This window comes from Stenotrophomonas sp. GW821-FHT02D01, assembly GCF_059421765.1.
The window spans coordinates 91,698-117,930 of record NZ_JBWKVP010000001.1; the positions used below are offsets into that span (position 1 = coordinate 91,698).

20 protein-coding genes, 1 pseudogene and 1 riboswitch are annotated in these 26,233 nt (G+C 66.4%); of the genes and pseudogenes, 14 read left to right on the forward strand and 7 right to left on the reverse strand.

Going from position 1 to position 26,233, the window contains the following annotated elements; translation table 11 throughout:
• Positions 1–24 precede the first annotated feature (24 nt).
• From murC to lpxC, 6 genes and pseudogenes are all read left to right on the forward strand, one after another.
• On the forward strand, positions 25–1,461 hold the full coding sequence (gene murC, locus AC07UW_RS00355) for a UDP-N-acetylmuramate--L-alanine ligase (protein ID WP_223494237.1): 1,437 nt from the start codon (positions 25–27) through the stop codon (positions 1,459–1,461).
• On the forward strand, positions 1,458–2,462 hold the full coding sequence (locus AC07UW_RS00360) for a D-alanine--D-alanine ligase (RefSeq protein ID WP_495211210.1): 1,005 nt from the start codon (positions 1,458–1,460) through the stop codon (positions 2,460–2,462). Before murC ends, AC07UW_RS00360 begins: the two co-directional genes overlap by 4 nt.
• Positions 2,459–3,136, forward strand: a pseudogene (locus AC07UW_RS00365) (cell division protein FtsQ/DivIB); the annotation flags it as partial. The gene AC07UW_RS00360 and the pseudogene AC07UW_RS00365, both read left to right, overlap by 4 nt.
• 68 nt (positions 3,137–3,204) lie before the next feature.
• Positions 3,205–4,440 carry a cell division protein FtsA gene (gene ftsA, locus AC07UW_RS00370; protein ID WP_025876580.1) on the forward strand — a complete coding sequence of 412 codons (1,236 nt, stop codon included), beginning with the start codon at positions 3,205–3,207 and terminating at the stop codon, positions 4,438–4,440.
• Positions 4,441–4,601: 161 nt separating this feature from the next.
• Positions 4,602–5,837 carry a cell division protein FtsZ gene (ftsZ, locus tag AC07UW_RS00375; protein ID WP_025876577.1) on the forward strand — a complete coding sequence of 412 codons (1,236 nt, stop codon included), beginning with the start codon at positions 4,602–4,604 and terminating at the stop codon, positions 5,835–5,837.
• A 193-nt stretch (positions 5,838–6,030) separates the two neighbouring features.
• Complete coding sequence (gene lpxC, locus AC07UW_RS00380) at positions 6,031–6,942, forward strand: UDP-3-O-acyl-N-acetylglucosamine deacetylase (protein ID WP_223494239.1); 912 nt, start codon at positions 6,031–6,033, stop codon at positions 6,940–6,942.
• 280 nt (positions 6,943–7,222) lie between these two features.
• On the opposite strand, the gene AC07UW_RS00385 is transcribed toward lpxC, so the two are convergent.
• The gene (locus tag AC07UW_RS00385) at positions 7,223–7,672 is read right to left on the reverse strand and encodes a DciA family protein (RefSeq protein WP_025876573.1); all 450 of its coding nucleotides are present in this window, start codon (positions 7,670–7,672) and stop codon (positions 7,223–7,225) included.
• A gap of 12 nt (positions 7,673–7,684) precedes the next feature.
• Here AC07UW_RS00385 and AC07UW_RS00390 point away from each other — a divergent pair, with 12 nt between their 5' ends.
• From AC07UW_RS00390 to AC07UW_RS00400, 3 genes are all read left to right on the forward strand, one after another.
• Positions 7,685–8,638, forward strand: coding sequence for a M23 family metallopeptidase (locus AC07UW_RS00390; RefSeq protein WP_025876571.1), 954 nt, complete (start codon positions 7,685–7,687; stop codon positions 8,636–8,638).
• A gap of 339 nt (positions 8,639–8,977) precedes the next feature.
• The gene (gene secA / locus AC07UW_RS00395) at positions 8,978–11,710 is read left to right on the forward strand and encodes a preprotein translocase subunit SecA (protein ID WP_025876568.1); all 2,733 of its coding nucleotides are present in this window, start codon (positions 8,978–8,980) and stop codon (positions 11,708–11,710) included.
• A gap of 96 nt (positions 11,711–11,806) precedes the next feature.
• Positions 11,807–12,760 carry a Nudix family hydrolase gene (locus AC07UW_RS00400; protein WP_495211211.1) on the forward strand — a complete coding sequence of 318 codons (954 nt, stop codon included), beginning with the start codon at positions 11,807–11,809 and terminating at the stop codon, positions 12,758–12,760.
• A 116-nt stretch (positions 12,761–12,876) separates the two neighbouring features.
• Here AC07UW_RS00400 and AC07UW_RS00405 read toward each other — a convergent pair whose 3' ends face one another.
• The 3 genes from AC07UW_RS00405 to AC07UW_RS00415 all read right to left on the reverse strand — a co-directional run bounded on the left by AC07UW_RS00405 (position 12,877) and on the right by AC07UW_RS00415 (position 15,921).
• Positions 12,877–13,458: a DUF4124 domain-containing protein gene (locus AC07UW_RS00405; protein WP_495211212.1), complete on the reverse strand. Its 582-nt coding sequence runs from the start codon at positions 13,456–13,458 to the stop codon at positions 12,877–12,879.
• A gap of 41 nt (positions 13,459–13,499) precedes the next feature.
• Entirely contained in the window at positions 13,500–14,327 is an 828-nt protein-coding gene (gene metF / locus AC07UW_RS00410; protein WP_312107748.1) for a methylenetetrahydrofolate reductase [NAD(P)H], read from the reverse strand.
• A gap of 70 nt (positions 14,328–14,397) precedes the next feature.
• Positions 14,398–15,921, reverse strand: coding sequence for an amidohydrolase family protein (locus AC07UW_RS00415; RefSeq protein ID WP_495211213.1), 1,524 nt, complete (start codon positions 15,919–15,921; stop codon positions 14,398–14,400).
• Between the two features lie 136 nt (positions 15,922–16,057).
• Here AC07UW_RS00415 and AC07UW_RS00420 point away from each other — a divergent pair, with 136 nt between their 5' ends.
• Both AC07UW_RS00420 and AC07UW_RS00425 read left to right on the forward strand, forming a co-directional pair.
• Positions 16,058–16,615: a DUF3228 family protein gene (locus tag AC07UW_RS00420; protein ID WP_495211214.1), complete on the forward strand. Its 558-nt coding sequence runs from the start codon at positions 16,058–16,060 to the stop codon at positions 16,613–16,615.
• 69 nt (positions 16,616–16,684) lie between these two features.
• Entirely contained in the window at positions 16,685–17,320 is a 636-nt protein-coding gene (locus AC07UW_RS00425; RefSeq protein WP_495211215.1) for an energy transducer TonB, read from the forward strand.
• Here the strand turns inward: AC07UW_RS00425 and AC07UW_RS00430 are convergent.
• The 3 genes from AC07UW_RS00430 to ahcY all read right to left on the reverse strand — a co-directional run bounded on the left by AC07UW_RS00430 (position 17,317) and on the right by ahcY (position 19,970).
• Positions 17,317–17,820 carry a hypothetical protein gene (locus tag AC07UW_RS00430; protein ID WP_495211216.1) on the reverse strand — a complete coding sequence of 168 codons (504 nt, stop codon included), beginning with the start codon at positions 17,818–17,820 and terminating at the stop codon, positions 17,317–17,319. The two genes, AC07UW_RS00425 and AC07UW_RS00430, sit on opposite strands and share 4 nt — an antisense overlap.
• The gene (ybaK, locus tag AC07UW_RS00435) at positions 17,820–18,293 is read right to left on the reverse strand and encodes a Cys-tRNA(Pro) deacylase (RefSeq protein WP_100462958.1); all 474 of its coding nucleotides are present in this window, start codon (positions 18,291–18,293) and stop codon (positions 17,820–17,822) included. Before ybaK ends, AC07UW_RS00430 begins: the two co-directional genes overlap by 1 nt.
• Before the next feature lie 231 nt (positions 18,294–18,524).
• Complete coding sequence (ahcY, locus tag AC07UW_RS00440; protein WP_025876541.1) at positions 18,525–19,970, reverse strand: adenosylhomocysteinase; 1,446 nt, start codon at positions 19,968–19,970, stop codon at positions 18,525–18,527.
• Between the two features lie 36 nt (positions 19,971–20,006).
• A riboswitch (S-adenosyl-L-homocysteine riboswitch) is annotated at positions 20,007–20,089 on the reverse strand.
• A gap of 123 nt (positions 20,090–20,212) precedes the next feature.
• Between ahcY and AC07UW_RS00445 the strand changes: the two genes are divergently transcribed.
• The 3 genes from AC07UW_RS00445 to AC07UW_RS00455 all read left to right on the forward strand — a co-directional run bounded on the left by AC07UW_RS00445 (position 20,213) and on the right by AC07UW_RS00455 (position 26,211).
• The gene (locus AC07UW_RS00445) at positions 20,213–22,729 is read left to right on the forward strand and encodes a S9 family peptidase (RefSeq protein ID WP_495211217.1); all 2,517 of its coding nucleotides are present in this window, start codon (positions 20,213–20,215) and stop codon (positions 22,727–22,729) included.
• A gap of 172 nt (positions 22,730–22,901) precedes the next feature.
• Positions 22,902–25,613, forward strand: coding sequence for a phosphoenolpyruvate carboxylase (gene ppc / locus AC07UW_RS00450; RefSeq protein ID WP_495211218.1), 2,712 nt, complete (start codon positions 22,902–22,904; stop codon positions 25,611–25,613).
• A gap of 136 nt (positions 25,614–25,749) precedes the next feature.
• Entirely contained in the window at positions 25,750–26,211 is a 462-nt protein-coding gene (locus AC07UW_RS00455; protein ID WP_080149995.1) for a hypothetical protein, read from the forward strand.
• Positions 26,212–26,233: the final 22 nt, after the last annotated feature.

Here is a 26,233-nt window from a genome sequence, read left to right on the forward strand (position 1 = left end):
CGCCTGCCCTGCGCGAGGCCGCGCATGATCCGCCGCCTGCATGACACCAACGATCTGGTGCGCGCGTTCCCGCGCGTGCATTTCGTCGGCATCGGCGGCACCGGCATGAGCGGCATCGCCGAAGTGATGCTGACGCTGGGTTATGAAGTGTCCGGTTCGGACAACGCCGACAACGCTGCCACCCGTCGCCTGGCCGGCCTGGGCGCGCGCATCATGCGCGGCCATTCCGCTGCCAACGTGCTGGGCACCGACTGCGTGGTGGTCTCCAGCGCGATCCGCGAAGACAACCCGGAGCTGATGGAAGCGCGCAGCCAGCGCATTCCGATCATGCCGCGCGCGGCAATGCTGGCCGAACTGATGCGCTTCCGCCGCGGCATCGCCGTGGCCGGCACCCACGGCAAGACCACCACCACCAGCCTGACCGCTGCGGTGCTGAGCGAGGGTGGGCTGGACCCGACCTTCGTGATCGGTGGCCAGCTGCTGGCGGCCGGTGCCAACGCCAAGCTCGGCGGTGGCCAGTGGCTGGTGGCCGAGGCCGACGAAAGCGACGGCAGCTTCCTGCGCCTGAATCCGTTGATGTCGATCATCACCAACATCGATTCCGATCATCTGGAGAACTACGGCAACGACTTCGCCCGCGTGCAGGCGGCGTTCGCCGAGTTCCTGCAGCGCCTGCCGTTCTACGGCCTGGCGGTGCTGTGCATCGACGATCCGGAAGTGGCCGCACTGGCCGCCAAGACCCCGCGCCACGTGATGAGCTACGGCATGAGCCCGCAGGCCGACGTGCGCGCCGAGAACGTGGTGCAGGAAGGTTCGCGCATGCGCTTCACCCTGCGCCTGCCGCAGGGCACCAGCCAGGAAGTGGTACTTGCGCTGCCGGGCAAGCACAACGTGCTCAACGCGCTGGCCGCTGCGGCGGTGGGTTGGCAGCTGGGTGTGTCTCCGGACACGATCGCGCGCGCACTGGCCAGCTTCGCTGGTGTCGGTCGCCGCTTCAACGATCTGGGCGAAGTGACCACCGCCAACGGCGCCAAGGTCCGCATCATCGACGACTACGGTCACCATCCGAGCGAGCTGGAAGCGGTGTTCGCCGCTGCACGTGGCGGCTGGGCGGACAAGCGTCTGGTGGTGGCCTTCCAGCCGCACCGTTACAGCCGTACCCGCGATCAGTTCGACAAGTTCGCCGCCGTGCTGTCGAGCGTCGATGCGCTGGTGCTGAGCGAGGTCTACCCGGCCGGTGAAGAGCCGATCGCCGGCGCCGATTCGCATGCGCTGGCCCGCGCCATCCGTGCGCGTGGCCGCAGCGAGCCGGTGGTGGTGGGCAAGGCATCCGAGCTGGCCACCGTGCTGCCGGACGTGCTGCAGGACGGTGATCTGCTGCTGATGATGGGGGCCGGCGACATCGGCGCCGTCGCCAGCCACATTGCAGTGGAAGGCTTCAAGGCGGAGGGCGAGGCGTGAGCACGCTGACCTTCCCGCCGCTGCGCAGCACCGACCCGGCCGTGTTCGGCCGCGTCGCCGTGCTGCTCGGCGGCAGCTCCAGCGAACGCGAAGTGTCGCTGGATTCGGGCCGCAACGTGCTCGAAGCCCTGCAGTCGCGCGGCGTCGACGCCGTCGCCATCGATGGCATTCCGGCGCTGGCCAAGGCGCTGGCGGCCGGCGGCATCGATCGCGTGTTCAACATCCTGCACGGCCACAACGGTGGTGGTGAGGACGGCATCGTGCAGGGCCTGATGGAGGCCTTCGGCGTGCCCTACACCGGCTCCAACGTGCTGGGCTCGGCGTTGAGCATGGACAAGATCCGCACCAAGCAGGTGTGGCTGTCACTGGGCCTGCCGACCCCGCAGTACCGCGAAGTACACGGAGGTACGAGTGCCGCGGGAGGCAGGATGCCGGGAGCGGCCGAAAAGAATGTCCATGCGCTGGCGGCCGAACTCGGCCTGCCGGTGGTGGTCAAGCCGGCCAACGAAGGCTCCAGCGTGGGCATCAGCCGGGTCACCGACGACGCCGGCCTGGACGAAGCGGTGGCCCTGGCCGCGCGCTACGACGGCCAGCTGCTGATGGAACAGATGGTGGTCGGTGACGAACTGACCGTGGCCATCCTCGGCGATGTCGCGCTGCCGTCGATCCGCATCGTGCCCAAGGGCCAGTGGTACGACTACAACGCCAAGTACATCGCCGAAGACACCCAGTACCTGTGCCCGGGCCTGGATGGAGATGACGAAGACGAGATCCGCCGCATCGCGCTGGCGGCCTTCCGCGCGGCCGGTTGCAGTGGCTGGGGTCGCGTGGACGTGATGCGTGACCGCAGCAGCGGCCGCTTCTTCCTGCTGGAAGTGAACACCGCGCCGGGCATGACCAGCCACTCGCTGGTGCCCAAGGCGGCCGGGCAGGCCGGCATCAGCTTCGAAGAGCTGGTGTGGCGCGTGCTGGAACAGACCCTGGAGGCATCGCACGCATGAACGCGGTGCTGCGCATCTTCGTCTGGCTGTTGGCACTGTCGGTGGTTGCACTGCCGGTGGTGGCCGTGGTCAATGGCTGGGTCGGCGCCGAGCGCTGGCCGCTGGCGAAGCTGCGCGTGCACGGTGAGTTCAAGCGCGTGCCGCCGGAACAGCTGCAGCAGGTGCTGCTGCCGTATGCACATGCCGGCTTCTTCGCGGTGAAGCTGCAGGACGCGCAGGACGCACTGGAAAAGCTGCCGTGGGTGGAAAGCGCGCAGGTGCGCAAGCAGTGGCCGGACGTGCTGGAAGTGACGCTGGTCGAGCACAAGCCGTTCGCGCGCTGGGGCGAAGATCGCCTGCTGTCCGAGCAGGGCAAACTGTTCCCCACGCCCAAGAAGCTGGCCGACCTGCAGCTGCCCGAGCTGGATGGCCCGGACAGCCAGACCGAAGAAGTGGTCAAGCTCTACAACGATTCGCGCGCGCTGTTCGCGCCGGCTGGCGTCGACGTACGCCGGTTGACCATGGACGCCCGCGGCAGCTGGTCGCTGTTGCTGAGCAACGGCACTGAAGTGGTGGTCGGCCGCGACGACGCGCGTTCGCGCCTGCAGCGCTTCGTGCGCGTGCTGCCGCAGCTGGCCAACCAGGCCGCGCCGATCGAGCGCGCCGACCTCCGATATACCAATGGTTTCACGCTGAGCTGGGGCACTCCGGCCGCCCCCGCCAATGCACCGGGCACCCCGGCAAGAAGGACGCAGGAAAGAACATGAATCGCAAGGGTGACAAATCGCTGATCGTCGGCCTGGATATCGGCACCTCCAAGGTGGTGGCGCTGGTGGGCGAGTATTCGCCGGGCAACCCGATCGAAGTGATCGGCATCGGCTCGCACGAGTCGCGCGGCCTCAAGCGCGGCGTGGTGGTGGATATCGAATCGACCGTGCAATCGATCCAGCGCGCGGTCGAAGAAGCCGAGCTGATGGCCGGCTGCGAGATCCGCTCGGTGTATGCCTCCATCTCCGGCAACCACGTGCAGTGCAAGAACTCGCCCGGCATCGTGCCGATCCGCGACGGTGAAGTGACCTGGGGCGACCTGGATCGCGTGCTCGATGCGGCCAAGGCAGTGGCGATTCCGGCCGACCAGAAGATCCTGCATGCGATCCCGCGCGAGTACGTGCTGGATGATTCGCAGGAAGGCATCCGCAACCCCGTCGGCATGACCGGCGTGCGCCTGGAGGTGCATGCGCACCTGGTGGTGTGCGCGCAGTCGGCCGCGGCCAACATCAGCAAGTGCGTGCAGCGCTGCGGTCTGCAGGTGGACGACCTGGTGCTGTCCTCGCTGGCATCCAGCGTGGCGGTGCTGACCGCCGACGAGCGCGAGCTGGGCGTGGTGCTGGTCGACATGGGCGCCGGTACCACCGACATCGCAGTGTTCGTGCAGGGCGCGATCTGCCACACCGCCTCGCTGCCGATCGCCGGCGACCACGTGACCAACGACATCGCGCACATGCTGCGCACGCCGACCCCGGAAGCCGAGCAGATCAAGGTGCGCTATGCATGCGCCCTTGCCCAGCTGGCCACCGCCGAGGAAAGCATCCAGGTGCCGTCGGTCGGTGATCGTCCGCCGCGCCGCATGCCGCGCCACGCGCTGGCGCAGGCAGTGCAGGGCCGCTACGAAGAGATCTTCGAAATGGTGCAGGCCGAACTGCGCCGCTCCGGCTTCGAGGAACTGGTGCGCGCCGGCATGGTGCTGACCGGTGGTGCCTCGAAGATGGAAGGCGTGGTCGAACTGGCCGAGGAAATGCTGCAGATGCCGGTACGCGTGGGCATCCCGCAGCACGTTACCGGCCTGGGCGAAGTGGTGGGCAACCCGGTGCATGCCACCGGCGTGGGCCTGCTGCTGATGGGCAGCCAGATCGAGCATCCGCGCCGGCCGTCGCTGCCGACCGGTCGCGCTGGAAGCATGTTCAAGAAACTCAAGACCTGGTTCCGCGGCGAATTCTGACGCGGGACCTGCACGACCCGGGCTCGCCCGGTTGCAACACCGGCAACACGACGCAACACCGGCAACACATAACCCACACAGCCGCAACGACGGCATGCAGCACGAAGGCAGGACGCCCGAACGCCCATGCAATCGAAAGCGGATACAACGAGGACACGGACATGGCGCATTTTGAACTGATCGAAAAGATGGCACCCAATGCGGTGATCAAGGTGGTTGGCGTGGGCGGCGGCGGCGGCAATGCCGTGGCGCACATGGTCAACTCGGCAGTGGATGGCGTGGAATTCATCACCGCCAACACCGACTCGCAGGCCATCAAGAATTGCGGTGCCAAGCTGCAGCTGCAGCTGGGTACCAATGTCACCAAGGGCCTGGGCGCAGGCGCGAATCCGGAAGTCGGCCGCCAGGCTGCGCTGGAAGACCGTGAGCGCATCATGGACGCGCTGCAGGGCGCGGACATGGTGTTCATCACCGCTGGCATGGGCGGTGGCACCGGTACCGGCGCTGCGCCGGTGGTGGCACAGCTGGCCAAGGAAATGGGCATCCTGACCGTGGCCGTGGTCACCAAGCCGTTCCCGTTCGAAGGCCGCCGCCGCATGCAGGTCGCGCTGAAGGGCATTGAAGAACTGAGCCAGCACTGCGACTCGCTGATCACCATCCCCAACGAGAAGCTGATCACCGTGCTGGGTCGCAACGCGACCATGATCCAGGCCTTCCGTGCCGCCAACGACGTGCTGCAGGGCGCCGTGCAGGGCATCGCCGACCTGATCGTGCGTCCGGGCCTGATCAACGTCGACTTCGCCGACGTGCGCACCGTCATGTCCGAAATGGGCCTGGCGATGATGGGTACCGGTACCGCCCGCGGCGATGACCGCGCGCAGGCCGCGGCCGAGTCGGCCATCCAGAACCCGCTGCTGGACGATGTGAACCTGGCTGGCGCCAACGGCATCCTGGTCAACATCACCGCCGGTGCCGACTTCACCATGGCCGAGTTCGACGAGATCGGCCGCACCATCGACGGCTTCGCTTCGGAAGACGCGACCGTGGTGGTGGGTACCGTGCTCGATCCGGACATGCAGGACGAAGTGCGCGTGACCGTGGTCGCCACGGGCCTGAACCGCGTCTCGGCCAGCAAGACCCAGCGTCCGGGTGAGCGTGCACCGATCAAGCTGGTCCGCAACGCCACCACCGGCCAGCCGGAGTTCGGCGAGTTCGACAACGGCGGCGATGCCGTGTCCAAGGCCGTCGGCGGCATGGGCCTGGGCCTGCGTCGGGCCAGCAGCGACAGCGTGGCAGCTTCCACCCCGTCGGCTCCGGCCTCCTCGGCCCCGGCCGCGGCGGAGCTGCCGAACGACTACCTGGACATCCCGGCGTTCCTGCGCCGCCAGGCGGACTGATCGACGCTGCCCGGGGCTTGTCCCCCCCGGGTTGCGCCACCATGTCCTGAAAACGCGGGCGCCGGGCCAGGATGGGCCCGGCCGCCCTGCTTCACGCGCGTCCTACCGGCGCGCCGGTGTGTCCTGCCGGCGTTTCAGCCGGGGTAGGGGACCCTGCGTGTTAATCTAATGTGTCACTTCCGGCCGTCCCCCCATGATCCAGCAACGCACCCTCAAGAACACGATCCGCGCCACCGGCGTAGGCCTGCACAGCGGCGACAAGGTCTACATGACCCTGCGCCCGGCGCCGGTCAACCATGGCATCGTGTTCCGGCGCGTGGACCTGGACCCGGTGGTGGAAGTGCCTGCGAAGGCTGAGCTGGTCACCGAAGTGACGCTGTGCACCGGGCTGACCTGCAACGACGCCAAGATCCAGACCGTCGAACACCTGATGTCGGCCCTGGCCGGCCTGGGTGTGGACAACATCATCGTCGAACTGTCCTCAGCCGAGCTGCCGATCATGGACGGTTCGTCCGGCCCGTTCGTGTTTCTGCTGCAGTCGGCAGGCATCGTGGAACAGGACGCGCCCAAGCGCTTCATCCGCGTACTGAAGACCGTGGAAGTGACCGAGGGCGACAAGATGGCCCGCTTCACGCCCTACGAGGGTTACAAGCTGGGCTTCACCATCCAGTTCGACCACCCGATGATCCCGGCCAAGCAGTCGCGCCAGGAAATCGAGTTCTCGACGATGGCCTACACCAAGGAAATTTCCCGTGCGCGCACCTTCGGCTTCATGCGCGACCTGGAATACATGCGCGAGCGCAATCTCGGCCTGGGCGGTTCGATGGACAACGCCATCGTGCTCGACGAGTTCCGCGTGCTCAACGAAGACGGCCTGCGCTACGCGGACGAATTCGTGCGCCACAAGATCCTCGACGCGATCGGCGACCTTTATCTGGCCGGCGGCCAGGTGTTGGGTGCCTACGAGGGCTTCAAGTCCGGTCACGCGCTCAACAACAAGCTGGTACGGGCATTGATGGCCGATGCTACCGCCTGGGAATGGGTCACTTACGACTCGCCGGCGGTTGCGGACCCCGTGGTGTATGCCACGCCGGCCTATGCTTGATTCCACAGGGTATTGATTTTAAAGACAAAAACGCCGCCTCCCAGGGCGGCGTTTGCGTTTCCGGTGTTGCCTGGCGCACTGGCGCAGTCGGTGACGCGACGGTAGGGCCGAGGTCACGGTTTTGTGAACCTGTTGGATCCGAAGCCTGAATTTAACGTTGTTTTAACAACAATCTAACGACTGCCCCACCGGGGCCAGCTAGGATGCGACCCGGCCCCCGAAATGTTTCACGCAGCGGTGACACGCGCGACGGGGAGTGGAGCAGGACGCTCCGCTGCTTTCAGGTTTCCCGCTTCGGTTTCGAAGGAAGGTCCTGCAGAGCTGCCAAGGCGTCGCGTAGCCCTTTGTGCGTGGCGGCTGAAACTGCGTGGGGTCCATTCCGGTTGTCGAGCGCTGGGGAGCGCGTGGGAGTGGGAGACGCAGTCTTGACGGTCACCTTGGTGGCCTTCAGCCCGATGGACCGGGCCGCGTCGAGCAACTGGGCTTCGGCAAGCCGCAACTTGGCATGCCAGACCGGGGACTCGACGAGAAAAACGAGGTGTTCCCCGTCCACATTGGCCAGCCGGCAACGGCTGCGCAGAGGTGGCGGCAACTGGGGGCGCAACTGACGGTCCAGCGCGTCGAGCCATAGGGCACGCCGCAGCGGGTTCCCGCTTTTGTCCGCCATCACTGCATCCAGGGCCGGTTTCGGTCGGGATGCGGGACGAACGCTGGATTTCGGCTCAGACATGAAAACTCACTGATGGCATTCAAAAAGATCGTAATCAAAACGCGTGAAGGACAGGCCAAATCGGCGCTCACGCGTTTGCGGTTCTACTTCGAGGACCGCCCCCGAGCCCTGCTGGGCAGCGTGCTCGGCGCAGGTTGCATTATCGGCCTTGCCGGTGGAATTGGCGTCAGCGCGCTCAATGACTCGCGCCTGCAGGCCAAGGTCGACCGCCAGGAGGCCGAGCTGGCCAAGGTCCAGCGCGATGCGCAGACCCAGGTCAACGCGCTGGCTGCCCGCCTCGGCGAGCTGCAGGCGCAGGCCACCCGCCTGAACGCCCTGGGCGAGCGACTGACCCAGATGGGCAAGCTGGAAGACGGCGAATTCGACTTCAACGAGACCCCCGGCCTCGGTGACGGCGATGCCGGCGGCCCGACCGCCGACATTCCGGTGAAGGACGTCAACGCCGACTTACAGGTGCTGGAGCAGCGCTTCGCTGCTTCAGGCCGCCAGTTGTCGGTGATGGAATCGCTGATGTTCGACCACCAGCTGCAGCAGAACGCCGTGCCCTCGCGCATGCCGATCCGCAACAGCTACGTCACGTCCGGCTTCGGTACCCGTGCCGACCCGTTCGGTCGCGGTGCCGCCACCCACAAGGGCATGGACTTCCACGCCCGCGTCGGTGACCCGGTGATGTCGGTGGCCGACGGCGTGGTCAGCTTCTCCGGGGTCAAGGGCGGCTACGGCAACGTGGTCGATGTGGACCACGGAAATGGCTACGTCACCCGCTACGCGCACAATTCGCGCCTGGTGGTGAAGGTCGGCGACCTCGTCCGTGCCGGCCAGGAAGTGGCCAAGGCCGGTTCCACCGGTCGTTCGACCGGCGCCCACGTGCACTTCGAGGTGTGGGAGAACGGCAACGTGGTCAACCCGCGCAAGTTCCTCGGCGATGGCGGCAATACCCCGGTCGGGCGCATCACCCGCGGCTGATTCCGCTTTGGAGTGCCGGCCGGCGGCCGGCACTACCGCCCCCGGAGTACGGGGGCAGCGCCGTAGTCGCGGGGGTGTGGAGACCAGGTAAGCGGGGCCCGCGGTTCGCGCAGCGAAGCGTGGGAGCGCCAGCGCGCATGCGCTGACGCGTACCCGGCCAGCGGCCGGCACTACCGGAATGTTCGGATGCCAATGCCGCCACAGGGTTGAAACCCCAGCGGCCCATCCCAAGCTACAATGGGTGTTGCCATCGACAGGGCGCCAGGCGCCCTGATTCGTTTGCGGCGGACGGATCCTTCCCGGAGCCGTGCGGCATTTCCATCCAACCCGGTTCCCTCAATGATCAACAGCCTGCTTACCCGCGTATTTGGCAGTCGTAATGAACGACAGCTGCGCCAGCTCAACCGCATCGTCGCCAAGATCAATGCGCTGGAGCCGGAGATCGAGAAGCTTTCCGACGAGCAGCTGCAGGCCAAGACGCCGGAATTCAAGCAGCGCATCGCCGGAGGTGAAGCCCTCGACAAGGTGTTGCCGGAAGCGTTCGCGGTCTGCCGCGAGGCCGGTCGCCGCGTGCTGGGCATGCGCCACTACGACGTGCAGCTGATCGGCGGCATGGTGCTTCACCTGGGCAAGATCGCAGAAATGCGCACCGGTGAAGGCAAGACCCTGGTGGCGACCCTGCCGGTGTACCTCAACGCGCTGGAAGGCAAGGGCGTGCACGTGGTCACCGTGAACGACTACCTGGCCCGCCGCGATGCCGCGCAGATGGGCAAGCTGTACAACTGGCTGGGCCTGAGCGTGGGCGTGGTCTACCCGGGCATGCCGCACAGCGACAAGCGCGAAGCCTATGGTTCGGACATCACCTACGGCACCAACAACGAATTCGGTTTCGACTACCTGCGCGACAACATGGCGCTGTCCAAGGCTGACCGCTACCAGCGCGGCCTGCACTACGCCATCGTCGACGAAGTCGACTCGATCCTGATCGACGAAGCGCGTACCCCGCTGATCATCTCCGGCCCGGCCGACGATTCCCCGGAGCTGTACATCCGCGTCAACCGCATCGTGCCGAACCTGGTCAAGCAGGAAGCGGAAGACGGCGAAGGCGACTTCTGGGTCGATGAGAAGGGCAAGCAGGTGCACCTGTCCGAAGCGGGCATGGAGCACGCAGAACAGCTGCTGGTCGAAGCGGGCATCCTCGATGCCGAGACCGAAGGCCTGTACGCGGCGCAGAACCTGACCGTGGTCCACCACCTCAACGCCGCCCTGCGGGCGCACGCCATCTACCAGCGCGATGTGGACTACATCGTGCGCGATGGCGAAGTGGTCATCGTCGACGAATTCACCGGCCGTACCCTGGCCGGCCGTCGCTGGTCCGATGGCCTGCACCAGGCGGTGGAAGCGAAGGAAGGCGTGCCGGTCCAGCGCGAGAACCAGACGCTGGCCAGCATCACCTTCCAGAACCTGTTCCGCATGTACAAGAAGCTGTCCGGCATGACCGGTACGGCCGATACCGAAGCATTCGAGTTCCAGAGCATCTATGGCCTGGAAGTGGTGGTGATCCCGACCAACCGTCCGACCATCCGCAAGGACAGCCCGGACCAGGTGTTCCTCAACCGCAAGGGCAAGTTCAATGCGGTGCTGGCCGACATCGAAGAGTGCGCCAAGCGTGGGCAGCCGGTGCTGGTGGGTACCACCTCGATCGAAACCTCGGAAATGCTGTCCGAGCACCTGCGCAAGGCGGGTGTGAAGCACGAAGTGCTCAACGCCAAGCAGCACGACCGCGAAGCGACCATCGTTGCCAACGCCGGTCGTCCGGCTGCCGTGACCATCGCCACCAACATGGCCGGTCGCGGTACCGACATCGTGCTGGGTGGTTCGCTGGAAGCGGAAATCCACGAGCTGGGCGAAGGCGCGACCGACGAGCAGAAGGCCGCGATCAAGGCCGAGTGGCAGAAGCGCCATGACGCGGTCAAGGCTGCGGGCGGCCTGCACATCGTCGGCACCGAGCGCCACGAATCGCGTCGTATCGACAACCAGCTGCGTGGCCGTTCGGGCCGCCAGGGTGATCCGGGTTCGTCCCGTTTCTACCTGTCGCTGGAAGACAACCTGATGCGCATCTTCGCCTCCGACTGGGTGCAGAAGGCCATGCGCATGATGGGCATGAAGGAAGACGACGTCATCGAGGACCGCCTTGTCAGCCGCCAGATTGAAAAGGCACAGCGCAAGGTCGAGGCCCACAACTTCGACATCCGAAAGAACCTGCTGGATTTTGACGACGTCAACAACGACCAGCGCAAGGTGATCTACGCCCAGCGCGACGAACTGCTGGACGCCGAGTCGGTGAAGGACAACGTCGATGGCATCCGCGACGACGTGATCTTCGACATCGTCGCCCGCTTCGTGCCGCCGAACTCGGTGGACGAGCAGTGGGACCTGCGTGGCCTGGAAGCTACCCTGCAGTCGGACTTCGGCGTGGACATGTCGCTGACCGATCTGGTCAAGTCGCACGAGGAACTGGACGCCGAAGGCATCACCGCCAAGGTGCAGGAACGCATCAACCAGCACTTCGCCGAGAAGGAAGCGGGTGTGGGCGAAGAGACCATGCGCGCACTGGAGAAGCACGTGATGCTGACCGTGCTCGACCAGAGCTGGAAGGAACACCTGGCGCGCATGGATTACCTGCGCCAGGGCATCTACCTGCGCGGTTATGCGCAGAAGCAGCCGAAGCAGGAATACAAGAAGGAAGCCTTCGAGCTGTTCTCGGACATGCTGGAGAACGTCAAGCGCGAAGTGGTGACCTTGCTGGCCCGCGTGCGCATCCGCAGCGACGAGGAAGTGCAGGCACTGGAAGCAGCCGAGCGCCAGCAGGTGGAGGCCCGCCTGAGCCAGTCGCAGTTCCAGCACCAGGACGCTGGCGGCTACGGTGCCGACGAAGAGGCGGCGCAGGTGGAGGCCGCCCAGCAGGGCGTGGCGCAGCTGCAGCGTGACGAGCCCAAGATCGGTCGCAACGATCCGTGCCCGTGCGGCAGCGGCAAAAAGTACAAGCACTGCCACGGCCAGCTGAGCTGACCCCCGGAGAGCCCCGCGAAAGCGGGGCTTTCCTGTTCTGGGCCTTGAAGCGCCCGGCGATTGCGCCGGTGCCCCGCTTTTCGGCATGCTCCCCCCATGCCTTCCCCGAAACGATCGATCCACGTCGTAGCCGCCGTCATCACTGACGCCCGCGGTCGTATCCTGCTCAACCGCCGCACCGAAAGCCGTGACATGGCCGGCCTCTGGGAATTCCCGGGCGGCAAGCGCGAGCCCGGTGAGACCTCCGAACAGGCGCTGGTGCGCGAGCTGCACGAGGAGCTGGGCATCGAGGCCGAGGTGGGCGAGTGGATCATGGACGTGCCGCAGCGCTACCCGGACAAGGACCTGACCCTGGAAGTGCGCCACGTGCGCAGTTGGAAGGGCGCCCCGCGTGGACGCGAGGGCCAGGCCATCACTTGGGTGACGCCGGACAAGCTGGCCCGTTATTCAATGCCGCCGGCCGACCTGCCGGTGGTGGCCGCACTGCGCCAGCCGGACTGCTACCTGATCACCCCTGCGCCGGACGTCGATGAGGGCGGCCTGCAGCGTTGGCACGGCCAGCTGCAGCAGGCCGTGGCTTCGGGGCAGCAACGCATCCAGCTGCGCTTGCCCGCCGAGCATCCGCAGCGTCAGGGCGTGATCGAGCAGGCCGTACGCGCACATCGGCGCGGTGTGCAGTGGCTGCTCAACCGCGATATCGAACTGGCGCGCACCCTGGGGGTTGGCGTGCACCTGGGCAGCGAGCAGCTGCAGTCGCTGCAGGAACGCCCGCTGCCGGCCGGGCAGCTGGTGGCGGCCTCCTGCCATGACCTTGAACAGCTGCTGGCCGCACAGCGGCTGGGCTGCGACTTCGCCGTGCTGGGGCCGGTGCAGGCCACTGCGAGCCATCCCGATGCAATGCCGTTGGGGTGGAAGGCCTTCGCCGCGATGCGCGCGCAGGTCTCGCTGCCCATCTACGCGCTCGGCGGCATGACACCGCAACATGTGGTCGAGGCACGCCGGCATGGCGGGCAGGGTATCGCCGCCATCCGCGGACTGTGGCCGGCGTAGCGCCATACACAGGGTCGCAAGCAAGTAGATCCACGCCATGCGTGGATGAGCAGACCCACGTCACGCAGCGACCAGTAGATCCACGCCATGCGTGGATGGCGGTTCAGCAGACCCGCTCACAACGTAATCCAGAAACACCCGTATTGCCGCCGCAGCCCAAGCACCGTCGCCGCTCGCGTCGCGCTGCCCGGCAGGGTCTGCTCCAACCGCAACCCGACCGGGCGCCTTGCAGTCGGTGCAGGTGCCGTATCCGATTCCAATTCCTGCGCGCCAGGACCCGCGCCCTCATCGACATCCTGCCGCGGATACACCGGCACCACGTCCACCAGCGGTCGTCGCACCACCGATTCCAGCTGGCCAAGAATGCGCTGCGCGCCGGCATCGGACACCGCGCCCCACAGGTACAGCGAAGAGAGCCGGTTCACATCACCGATGCTGACCGCGGTGTTCAAGGCCTGCACCAGTTCGCTCAAACGACGTGGACAGCTGCTGCCGAGGCTGTCGCGTTGCAGGGTATTGCCGGAAGGCGTTGGTGGCGGGCGCCGGGACTGCGCACCCAGGCTATCGCAGGGGCGGTCGGTATAGACACTTTGCCCCTGCGGATCGGTGCATCGGTTCAAGCGCGTGGACTGCGCCTGCGCAACGGCGCAGACGCCGGGCAGCAACAGAACCAGCAACAGGGACAGGACGAGCTTCATCGACGCAGCGTAGCGCCGATTGCGATAACACAGCGTACTTTTCAGCCCTGCAGCAGCTTCAGTACCGAGACCGTCGGCTTGGCCAGGTTCAAGGTATAGAAGTGCAGGCCCGGTGCGCCTCCTTCGACCAGGCGCTGGCACAGCTTGGCCACCACTTCGGCGCCGAAGGCGCGCACCGATTCGGCGTCGTCACCGTAGGCCTGCATCTTGCGGCTGATCCAGCGCGGGATTTCCGCACCGCACTGTTCGGAGAAGCGGCGCAGCTGGCTGAAGTTGGAGATCGGCATGATGCCCGGGGTGATCGGCACCTGCACGCCGAGCCGCTGCACTTCGTCGACGAAGTGGAAGTAGGCATCGGGATTGAAGAAGTACTGGGTGATGGCCGCATCGGCACCGGCGTCGATCTTGGCCTTGAAGTGCTTCAGGTCGAGCAGTGCGTCCTGCGCCTGCGGATGCGTTTCCGGATACGCGCCCACTTCGATGCGGAAGGCATCGCCGTGTTCGGCGCGGATGAAGGCGATCAGTTCGGAGGCGTAGCGCATGTCGCCGGGGAAGCCCATGCCCGACGGCAGGTCGCCGCGCAGCGCGACCAGGCGCCGGCAGCCGATGGCACGGTACAGCTTGAGCAGCTCGCGGATCTCCTGGCGGGTGCCACCCACGCAGGACAGATGCGGGGCCGCCTCGAAGCCGTGGTGCTGGTTGAGATGGCGCACGGTCTCGGAGGTGTAGCTGAGGGTCGAGCCACCGGCGCCGAACGTGCACGACACGTACTCGGGTGCGTACTCCTTGAGCTTGGCCGCGGCACGGTCCAGTTGGCTACGCTGCTCATCGGTCTTGGGCGGATAGAACTCGAAGCTGATGGCGGTCATGGCACGGGCGGCGGCATCGGGTGTGAAGCAGTATATCTCTCCATCGAGATGGATGTAAAACAAGACGCCGCTACAGTTCCGCGCTGACCGGGCTGGTCACGAATCCCCACAGCAGTCGCGCCATCACCGCAGGTGAGCGTGCCTGCGCGCGGGAGTAGGCCAGCAGTGCATCCAGCCTTTGACGGTCGTAGAGGTGGCCGGCCAGCAGCACTGCATGCACGCGCCGGCTGTTGCCGATGTCCAGCAGAGGATTGCCGTCCAGCAGCACCAGGTCGGCCGCTTTGCCGACCTCGACACTGCCATGTCGGGCCTGCAGGCGAAGGTGCTGTGCGGCGTGCAACGTGGCTGCGCGCAGCGCGTCGGCATGGCTGAGTCCGGCCTGGTGCAGCAGTTGAAGTTCATCGTGATAGCGGAAGCCGCCAAGCCCGGTGTCGGTGCCCACCAGCACCGGAACGCCAGCGCGGTGCGCAGCGCCGGTCAGTGCCAGGCCATGATTGAAATAGGCCTGCAGCGCGCGCTCTCCACGTTGGCCGGGGTAGCGGGTGACCGTGGCCTGCAGGTCGTCGCGCCAGGCCCAGCGCGAAAGCGGATCGAGGTACGCCAGCCGCGGGTCATCGATGAAGCCCGGATCGCGCGCGCGGGCGTCCTCCTCGCGGGTGACATGGGTGGGCACGAACGCGCTGCCACTGGCCTGCATCAGTGCGAAGGCGGCGCTGCACGTTGCAGGCTCGTAGCTGTCCACCATGCGCTCGGCCAGGGCTGTCGGGTCTTCTCCATCCAGCGCCCCGCTGCGCCATGCCGCTGCGGATCCGGCGCAGTGGCGAACGAACAGATGCGCGTGTTCAAAGCTGTGCTGTCCGGCCTGCAGAGCCTCTTCCAGCGCCACCGCCCTGGGCAGGTGACCCACCAGCGGACGATGCAGTTGCCGCGCCTCGGCAGCCAGCCGTTGGTAGGTATCCGGGCGCAGCCGGTTGTAGACCTTCAGTGCATCCACGCCGCGCTCGGCGTACTCACGCGCGCGACGGACGGCGTCCTGTGGTGCCAGCGCAGGGTCTTCGAAGTAGAAGCTGGCCACCTGCACGAAGCGCGGCGCGGTCAACGTGCCAGCGATGGCCTGTGCGCTCCAGCGTCGCTTGTCGGCAACACAGGCGATCAGCGGATCGGTCGGCTGCGGACAGTCCATCATGTCGCGGGTGCCGGTGATGCCGTTGGCCAGCATCAGCGGGAACTGCAGTTGCGGAGACAGCTGCAGCGCGTGGGTGTGCATGTCCCAGAAGCCGGGCAGCAGCCAACGGCCACCGGCGTCGAATACGTGCAGGGTGGCATCGTGAGGGCCATCGCCGATGGCGATGATGGTGCCGTCGCGCACCGTGACCGTGGTGGGCGCGCTGGCGATGCCGTTCTGCACGTCCACCACTCGTGCGTTGATGATCACCCGGCTGTTGCCGACGTCGGGCGGTGGCGGCGCTGGCAACGGCCAGATCAGGGCGGCAGCGAACAGCAGGGACGGAGCGAGAAGCACAGCCGCTACTGCCTTCAGCAGAGGCCGTTGGTGTGATCGAGGGGAAGGGGACAACGCGCGTGCTGCATCCATGAGCCTGCAATCCCTACGGTAGGTCGAAGGCAGGGTGGGGCAAGTCCGGTTCGGATGCCAGTGACTCTCGGCCTGCTCCCCCTGCACCGCCGGGGGCGGTTACCCTGTGCAGCGGATTCTTCGATCACACCGCGCCATGTCCATCGTCCTCACCGATTTCGCCCGCCCCCGCCTGTTCCCGCGCGTACCGCGCGGCAACACCATCCAGGACTGCAGCGCCGAGCAGTTCCAGGCGCATCTCAACGCGCACCCGCCGCTGAAGGTGCTCGATGGCTATGCGCCGTTCTGCAAGCTGTTCGTCTATGAGAACTGGACCAGCACGCGCTGCCTGACCGTGCCGATCACCGACGCCAACCGGCACCAGCTGCGCAGTGGCTACGAGGCGCGCAACCGTGAGGAACTGCCGGTGCTGGTGCGCTGGTTCGAGGGCGTGGAATCGCCACGGGCCAATTACCTGGTGGTGATCCTGTACAGCGCCGAGCAGCTGGCCAAGGAGGATTCACCCATCGAGGCGGATTGGGGCATCGTCGGCTGCATCTATACCGCCGAACCGGAAGAAGTGCCGATGGCGCCGATCACCATGATGCGCAATGCGCTGGGCGTGGAGGAGGGCGGCTCCGGTGTGCCGCTGGACCGTGCGGCGTACCAGCGTGCCGTGGCGTTCTGGGAGAACAACGCCAACTGGCGCCCATGATCGGGACGCTGTGAAATGGCCGCGCAACAACACGCTACGATGGCGGCAGATTGGCGCAGGAGGTGAAGAATGATGATGGGACGCATGAACCCACGGGGCGCTGTGCTGGGGACCGTGCTGCTTGCCGCTGGTGGTTGCTCGGCGGGATACGACGCCGACGCGTCCTGCGGAAGCTTGTCCGAGCCGGCGGCGGTCCGTGATGCCAGTGTCGACCAGTTGCAGGCATCCAGTATCGGAGGGCGCTGTACGTTCCGCGCAAACGGGAGCGATGCAGCAGCACTGCAACGCCAGCAACGCATGCTGGAGGCGATCTCCCTCATCGCATGTGGCAAACCGGCAAACGCCCAGCCGACGCAGGGAACATCGGGCTTCGAACTGCAGATGCCTTCGCGCTGCGCGCTCTCCGCACGCACGTCGCAGGTTGTCCAGGATGCCGCTGGCTGGCGTCTTGACCGCCCGTCCATGCCGAGCTATCCGGCGGCTGCACGCGCTGACAACCTGCAGGGCAAAGTGAGCATGAGCGTGCTGTTGAATGACCAGGGGCACACCGAAGCAGTCATCGTTGCGGGGGCCAGCGGTCATCCGCTGCTCGACGAAGCGGCAGTGAAGGCCGCGCTGGGATGGCGATGGAAGCGGGAGGGAGGGACCTCCAGCACCCCACGTATGAGCATGGTGCCTGCCACAGCCACGTTTGCGAGCGATTAGCCGGCCGAAGTCCCCGCCATCGGTGTCCACTCCCACCACGGGTAGTGGTACTCGCGATCGATGGCATCCCAGTGCTGGCCGCAGCAGGTGCAGGCCACACGATGCCGGTCGCCCCAGCCGTCATCGGCTACGCCGAGTTCCAGCAAGCGCACATGACCCTGTTCGATCAGACGGCGTGGGTCGAAGAACAGATAATCCGGATACAGCGCGCACAAGCAGCCGGTGCGTTCACGCCAATAGCTCAGGCGGCGCAGTGCGGCCTGCAGGTGCACACTGTTGCTGACCAGCGCACCGCCAAGCTGCACGCCTTCGCAGGCCTGCTCGATCCGCTCCGTCTGCGGCGCCAGCGCATCCAGCGTCGTGGCGCTGAACAACCGTGCCAGGCGGCTGCTGGCTGCATGGATACGACTGGCATCGCGCGACAGCAGATCCTGCAGCAGCACATCGGCCTGCGGATCGTCCAGCCGCGGCGGCGGCGATGTGGACCATGGCCAGCGCATCAACGGGGCCTGCCGATCGCGGCGTAGTGGCCGCCGGTCAGGTGCAGCAGGTCGGCCGGTGCCAGCTCCACTTCCAGGCCACGCCGTCCCGCGCTGACGTGCAGGGTGGGCAGTGCCTGCGCGCTGGCGTCGAGAAAACTGCGCAGGCGCTTCTTCTGCCCAAGCGGGCTGATGCCGCCGACCAGATAGCCGGTTGCGCGCTGCGCGGCATCGACGGCGGCCATCTCGCACTTCTTGCAGCCGGCCGCCTCGGCCAGTGCTTTCAGGTCGAGCTGGCCGGCCACCGGTACGATCGCTACCAGCAGTTCGTGTGTTTCGGTGTTGGCCAGCAGGGTCTTGAATACCTGTGCCGGGTCCAGGCCCAGCTTTTCGACGGCTTCGCCGCCATAGGATTCGGCATGGGCGTCGTGCACGTAGCTGTGCACGGTATGGGCGATCTTCTCGCGCTTGAGCAGGTTGATGGCCGGGGTCATGGATACATCGTAGCGCTGCGCGCGGGCATTGCCTTGACTGAGACTACTGCGTGTGGCCAATGAACAGCATCCACGCGTGGCGTGGATCTACAGCACCTTTGTGTCGGATGGATGCAGGGCGCATGACCGAACGCCAACGCAGAACGGGCGCCCGAAGGCGCCCGTCCGTGTGCATCCGTTGCTGGGGTCAGAGCCCTTTCCTGCGGAAAGGGATCCGACCCCGCGCAGGCATCAGTAGCGGTAATGATCCGGCTTGAACGGACCTTCCACCGGCACGCCGATGTAGTCGGCCTGTTCCTGGCTCAGGGTGGTCAGCTTCACGCCGATCTTTTCCAGGTGCAGGCGGGCCACTTCTTCGTCCAGCTTCTTCGGCAGCAGGTACACCTTGTTCTCGTAGGTGCCCTTGTTGGCCCACAGGTCGATCTGGGCCAAGGTCTGGTTGGCGAACGAGTTGGACATCACGAAGCTCGGGTGGCCGGTGGCGCAGCCCAGGTTGACCAGGCGGCCTTCGGCCAGCAGGAAGATCGCATTGCCGTTGGGGAAGATGTACTTGTCCACCTGCGGCTTGATGTTGACGTGCTTCACGCCCGGGAAGGCGACCAGCGCATCGACCTGGATCTCGTTGTCGAAGTGGCCGATGTTGCAGACGATGGCCTGGTCCTTCATCGCGCTCAGGTGCTCGATGCGGATGATGTCCTTGTTGCCGGTGGTGGTGACGTACAGGTCGGCACGGCCCAGGGTGGATTCGATGGTGTTGACCTCGAAGCCTTCCATCGCAGCCTGCAGGGCGCAGATCGGGTCGATCTCGGTGACCACCACGCGCGCGCCGTAGGCACGCAGCGACGCGGCGCAGCCCTTGCCGACGTCACCGTAGCCGCAGACCACGGCGACCTTGCCGGCCAGCATCACGTCCATCGCGCGCTTGAGGCCGTCGGCCAGCGACTCGCGGCAGCCGTACAGGTTGTCGAACTTGCTCTTGGTGACCGAGTCGTTGACGTTGATTGCCGGGATCAGCAGGGTGCCGGCCTGCGCCAGCTGGTACAGGCGGTGCACGCCGGTGGTGGTTTCTTCCGAAACGCCCTTCCAGTCCTTGACCACGCGGCCCCAGTAACCCGGGCGCTCCTTGGCCACGCGCTTGAGCAGGTTCTTGATGACCTGCTCTTCGTGCGAAGCGGCCTTTTCGTCGACCCAGGTGCTGCCGTTTTCCAGCTCGTAGCCCTTGTGGATCAGCAGGGTCACGTCACCGCCGTCGTCGACCACCAGCTCCGGGCCGGTCAGGGTGCCGTCGGGCAGGGTGAAGGTCAGCGCGTCCAGGGTGCAGTCCCAGTACTCTTCCAGCGACTCGCCCTTCCAGGCGAACACGGGGGTGCCGGTGGCGGCGATCGCCGCAGCGGCGTGGTCCTGGGTCGAGAAGATGTTGCACGAAGCCCAGCGCACGTCGGCGCCGATGTCCTTCAGGGTCTCGATCAGCACCGCGGTCTGGATGGTCATGTGCAGCGAGCCGGTCACGCGCACGCCCTTCAGCGGCAGCTCGGCCTGGTACTTGCGGCGGATGGACATCAGGCCCGGCATCTCGTGCTCGGCGATGTCCAGTTCCTTGCGGCCCCAGTCGGCCAGGGTGATGTCGCGGATCTTGTAGTCGCCTTCGGTGGAGAAGGTCTTGGCAACAGCATTCATGCAGTAGCTCCGGTTGTGGGCGAGCGGATGCTCGCATCTGGCCGGGCGCCGTTGTTGCAAAGCCACCTGGCCGAGCCTGGCCGGTCTCAGAGGATCCGGTCGCAGCGCCCCTCGGCAGGGGAGGATGCCCATTATATCGCGCCTCCGCTGTGACACAGCGATGACCCAACCATCGGCAGATGGGCGGATGTGCATGGCCTGTTAAGGTCGAGGGCTTCACGCAGCGAACAGGTGGAACAATGATGAGCATGCACGCACGCCGCAACCGGCGCCTGACTGGCCTGGTCCTGTCGATGGCCCTGCTGGCGGTGGTCCCGCAGGCCTGGGCTGCCGCACCGCAGGCGGCCGCGGCGCAGGCGCAGGGCGTGGCCGGCTACGAGCTGCCCTCGGCCGCACTGCAGGCCGTGGTCGACGCGCCGCGGGCGCCGTCGCTGTTCCTGTCGCCGCGCCGGGATGTGGCCGCGCTGATGCAGATGCCGTCGCTGCCGTCGATCCAGGTGGTGGCGCAGCCGGAGCTGAAACTGGCGGGCCTGCGCATCAATCCGAAAACCTTCTCTGACAGCCGCTTCAGCTTCGGCCAGAAGCTGTGGTTGATGAATGTGGCCGACGGCAAGGAGCGGCAGATCAGCGGGTTGCCGGCCTCGTTGTCGATCGCCAGCCTGACGTGGTCGCCGGACCAGAAGTGGCTGGCCTTCAACCAGGTCGATGCCGCTACCGGTGCCAATGAGCTGTGGCTGGTGGACGTGGCCGGCGGCAGCGCCCGTCGTCTGGTCGCGGGCCTGAACACCGTTCTGGGCACTGGCTACCAGTGGTTGCCGGACAGCCGAGGCCTGGTGGTGTTCACGCGCCCGGCCAACCTTGGCGCCGCGCCGGCTGCCGATGGCATCCCGACCGGCCCGGCCGTGCAGCAGACCAGCCAGGGCGGCGGCGTGGTGTCGATCCGCACCTACCAGGATCTGCTGAAGAACGAGGCCGACGCCCGTCAGTTCGATTACTACGCCACCACCCAGCCGGTGGAGGTCAGCCTGGATGGGCAGAGCCGTGCCATCGGTGCAGCCGGAATCTTCATGGGCTTTGCGGTGTCGCCCGATGGCCGCTTCGTGCTCAGCCAGCCGGTGCAGCGTCCGTACTCCTACGTGGTGCCGCTGAGCAGCTTCCCGCGCCGCATCGAAGTGCTCGACCGCAGCACCGGCAAGCTGGTGCATACCGTGGCCGTACGGCCGCTGGTGGAAGGCCTGCCGACCGGCAACGATGCCGAAGTGACCGGCGTGCGTGACATCAGCTGGCGCGGCGATGCCGATGCCACCCTGGTCTGGGCCGAAGCGCAGGATGGTGGCGACCCGAACCGGGAAGCCAAGGTGCGCGATGCGGTGTTCATGCAGGCCGCACCGTTCGACACGCCGCCGGTGACCCTGGCCCAGCTCGGCAGCCGCTATGCCGGCATCAGCTGGGGCCGCGGCGACCTGGCCCTGCTCAACGAATCGTGGTGGAAGACCCGCCGCAGCAAGACCTGGCTGATCGCACCGGACAACGCCAGCGCCGATGCCAAGTTGCTGTGGGATCGCGACGCGCAGGACCGCTACGCCGATCCGGGCCGCCCGCTGATGGCCAGCGATGACCGGGGCCGCTCGCTGCTGCAGACCACCGCTGATGGCGGCAGCCTGTACCTGGCCGGTGCCGGTGCATCGCCGGAAGGCGACCGTCCGTTCGTTGATCGCTTCGATGTGGCCAGCGGCAAGGCAACCCGCCTGTTCCATTCGCAGGCACCGACCTACGCCGCGCCGGTAACGCTGCTGGATGCGCAGGCCAGCTCGCTGCTGATCAGCCGCGAGAGCCCGGATGAACCGACCAACTTCTACGTGCAGTCGCTGGCCGACACCAACGCCGCACCGCGTGCGCTGACCCATTTCGCCCATCCGCTGCCGCAGCTGAAGGGCGTGCAGAAGGAGCAGATCCGCTACAAGCGCAAGGACGGCGTCGACCTGACCGCGACCCTGCTGCTGCCGCCCGGCTACGACCCCAAGCGCGATGGCCCGCGGCCGCTGCTGATGTGGGCCTACCCGGGTGAGTTCAAGAGCGCAGCGGCCGCCAGCCAGGTGACCGATTCGCCGTACCGCTTCAACGCGATCAGCTACTGGGGCCCGCAGGCGTTCCTGGCCAAGGGTTATGTGGTGTTGGCCAGCCCGTCGATGCCGATCATCGGCGAAGGTGACAAGGAACCCAACGACACCTACATCGAACAGCTGGTGGCCAATGCGCAGGCAGCGGTGGACGAGGTGGTGCGGCGTGGTGTTACCGACCGCGAGCACATCGCCATTGGTGGCCATTCCTACGGTGCATTCATGACCGCCAACCTGCTCGCGCACACCCGCCTGTTCAAGGCCGGCATCGCGCGCAGCGGCGCCTACAACCGCACGCTGACCCCGTTCGGCTTCCAGGCCGAAGAGCGCAACTACTGGCAGGCCCAGGACGTGTACCAGAAGATGGCGCCGTTCAACTACGCCGACAGGATCAAGGATCCGATCCTCTTCATCCATGGCGTGGACGACAACAATTCGGGCACGTTCCCGTTGCAGAGTGAACGCATGTTCGCTGCGGTGAAGGGCTTGGGCGGCACCGCCCGCCTGGTGATGCTGCCGAACGAATCGCATGCCTACCGCGCACGCGAATCGATCATGACCATGCTGGCCGAAAGCGAGCGCTGGCTGGAGCAGACCCTGGGTCCGGTGCAGCAGGGCAAGGCCAAGAAGACGCGCTGACCAGTGCTGGTAGTGCCGGCCGCTGGCCGGCAACCTCATGGACCTGCGCAACGTGAGGTTGCCGGCCAGCGGCCGGCACTACCAGATGAAACCATTTCTGCATCGCAGCATGGCACGCAATCTGGTTTAGGCTTGGGGTCTGGATCCGTTGACCGAGGCCTGTGCGTCGCCGATGAACGAGTACCGCAGCAGTATCGAGTTTGCTTCCCCCGATCTTCCCCTGCGTGACGATGTGCGCCGTCTCGGTGCACTGGTCGGCGACCTGCTGGTCGAGCAGGTGTCGGCCGCCTTCCTCGATGACGTCGAGGACGTGCGTACGCGTGCCATCGCCCGCCGCGAGAACCAGGCACCGCTGTCCGAACTGGCCGAAGGCCTGGCCGGGCGTGCGCCGCAGCAGGCCGAGACCATGGTGCGTGCGTTCAGCACCTACTTCCAGGTGGTCAACATCGCCGAGCGCGTGCATCGCATCCGCCGTCGTCGCGACTACCAGCGCGCCGTTTCCGCCGCACCGCAACCCGACGGTCTGCAGGACGCCCTGCAGCACCTGAAGGCACAGGGCGTCGGCCTGGACGAACTGGCGCAATGGCTGCCACACATCGATATCGAGCCGGTGTTCACCGCGCACCCGACCGAAGCGGTGCGCCGCGCGCTGCTGGAGAAAGAGCAGCTGATGGTGGCGAGCCTGGTCGACAACCTCGACGGTCAACGCACCCCCGGCGAAGCCGCCGCCGATGCCGCGCGCTTCCGCATGGCATTGACCGCCTCGTGGCAGACCACCGATTCCTCGCCGGTGCGCCCGACCGTGGACGACGAACGCGAACACGTTGGCTTCTATCTGGTGCAGGTGCTGTACCGGGTGATCCCGGTGCTGTACGAATCGCTGCAGCAGGCGCTGCGCGATACCTATGGCGAGGAACTGCCGCTGCCACGCCTGCTGCGTTTCGGCACGTGGGTAGGCGGCGACATGGACGGCAATCCCAATGTGGATGCGCACACCATCCGCAATACGCTGGATGCACAGCGCGTTGCCGTACTGGGCCGTTACCAGAAGGAACTGCTGCAGCTGGCCAGCCTGCTCAGCCAATCCACCGAACGGGTGGGAGTGAGCGATGCACTGCAGGCGCGTGTCGCGCATTACCAGCAGTTGCTGCCGCAGGTGCAGTCGCGGCCACGCCATGCCGACATGCCGTACCGGTTGCTCAACGACCGCATGCGCGCACGCCTGCAGGCCACGCTGGATGATGCCGATGGCGCCTATGCCGGTCCGGACGAGCTGATCGACGACCTGCAGCTGATCCTCGACAGCCTGCGCGCGAACCGGGGCGAACATGCCGGCGGCTTCGCGGTGCAGCGCCTGTTGTGGCGGGTGAAGACCTTCGGCTTCCATCTGGCGCGGCTGGATGTGCGCCAGGAATCGAGCGTGCATGCGCGCGCGCTGGCGGCAGTGCTGGGTGGCGATGCGGCATGGGACGCATTGGATGCAGCGGGTCGCGCACGCCTGCTGGCACCGCATGCCAGTGGCGAGACACCCTTGCCCGTTGGCAATGATGAAGGCAACCAGCGCTTGGATGCGGTGTTCGTTGCATTGGCCGATGCACGTGCGCGGCATGGTGGCGACGCGCTGGGCAGCTACATCATCTCGATGGCGCACGACCGTGGCGATGTGCTGGCGGTGCTGGCCCTGGCGCGTCGTGGCGGCCTGGTCGATGACGCCGGCTACGTGCCGCTGGATATCGCGCCGCTGTTCGAAACCGTGGACGACCTCAAGCGCGGCACCGCGACGCTGCGCGATCTGCTGGCCGATCCGGTGTACCGCGCGCACCTGCGTGCACGCGAGGACGTGCAGATGGTGATGCTCGGCTATTCGGACAGCAGCAAGGATGGTGGCATTGCCGCATCACGCTGGGGCCTGCAGCGCGCACAGGTGGAACTGCTGGAGGTGGCCGCCGAAGCGGGCCTGCGCCTGACCTTCTTCCATGGCCGCGGTGGCTCGATCAGCCGCGGTGGTGGCAAGACCACGCACGCGGTCGATGCCTCGCCACGCGGCAGCATCGATGGCCGCCTGCGGGTGACCGAACAGGGCGAGGTGATCCACCGCAAGTACGGCATCCGCGCGCTGGCGCTGCGTTCGCTGGAGCAGGCCACCGGTGCGGTGCTGCGCGCCAGCCTGCGCCCGCGAGCCGCCGAGCCGCGCGAGGACGATTGGCGGCCGGTGATGGACGTGGTCGCCGGTTCCAGCAGCGAGGTCTATCGGGCGTTCGTCGGCCAGCCACGCTTCATGGACTATTTCCGTACTGCCACGCCGATCGATGTGATCGAACGGATGACGCTGGGGTCGCGGCCGTCGCGCCGGCTCGGCCAGGATGCGGCCTTGACCAACCTGCGTGCGATTCCGTGGGTGTTTGCCTGGAGCCAGGCGCGCGCGGTGATTCCGGGCTGGTATGGGGTCGGCAGCGGCCTGCAGGCGGCGGTGGACGCCGGCCATGAAGCCACGCTGCGCGAAATGGCGCGGGACTGGCCGTTCTTCCGCACCTTCCTGGATGACATCGCGATGGTGCTGTCCAAGGGCGATATCACCATCGCCGAACAGTTCTCGCGCCTGTCCGGCGAGCTGCACGATGCGTTCTTCCCGCAGGTCGAGCGCGAACTGGAGCTGACCCGGCACTGGCTGCTGGCGCTGATGGAGCAGCAGACCCTGCTGGACCACGACGCGCGGCTGGCGCTGTCGATCCGCCTGCGCAATCCCTATGTGGACCCGATCAGCGTGCTGCAGGTGGACCTGCTGCAGCGCTGGCGCGAAAGCGGACGCGAGGACGACGACCTGCTGCGTGCGCTGGTGGCCTGCGTGAATGGTGTTTCGCAGGGCGTGCAGAACACGGGGTGATGCGAGAGGAGTAGTGCCGGCCGCTGGCCGGCAACTGCATGGGCTTGCCTGCTGCGAGGTTGCCGGCCAGCGGCCGGCACTCCCATGCATGCCCGATGCACGGCTGCCCCGGCACCTTCCGGTATCCTCCCGCCCCATGAAGCATTCTTGGCGTATCACCAAATACTGGCAGCGGACGCCCGAAGGCTACCTGGGGTCACCGACCGAAGAGTGGACTGACTTCAGCGATGTCGGCAAGCGCGTGAGCATCGAGGATTACCTCGTTGTCGAGGATGCCTATCTGGATGCGATCAGGCGTTTCTGCATCGGCATAGGTGTCGAGTCACTACGCATCCAGTCGCTTGAACGGCGTGATTCACGCGGCTACCACGAGGGCCAGTCGCTGGATTTGTACGGGATCGAGCGGGTGGTGCGTGACGTTCTGCGCAACGTCATCTGGTGCAAGTTGGTGAGCGATAGCGCCGAAGTGCACTTCGGATACGACTACTACATGTACGTGGTGTCGTCCGTGGATGCAGAGGCTGCACTGGCGGAGGCCGATCCATTGTTGAACATCGAGCCGTTCCTTTCGCCCTATCTACCTGAGATGGACGAGTAGCGGCGAGGAGGTTGCCGGCCAG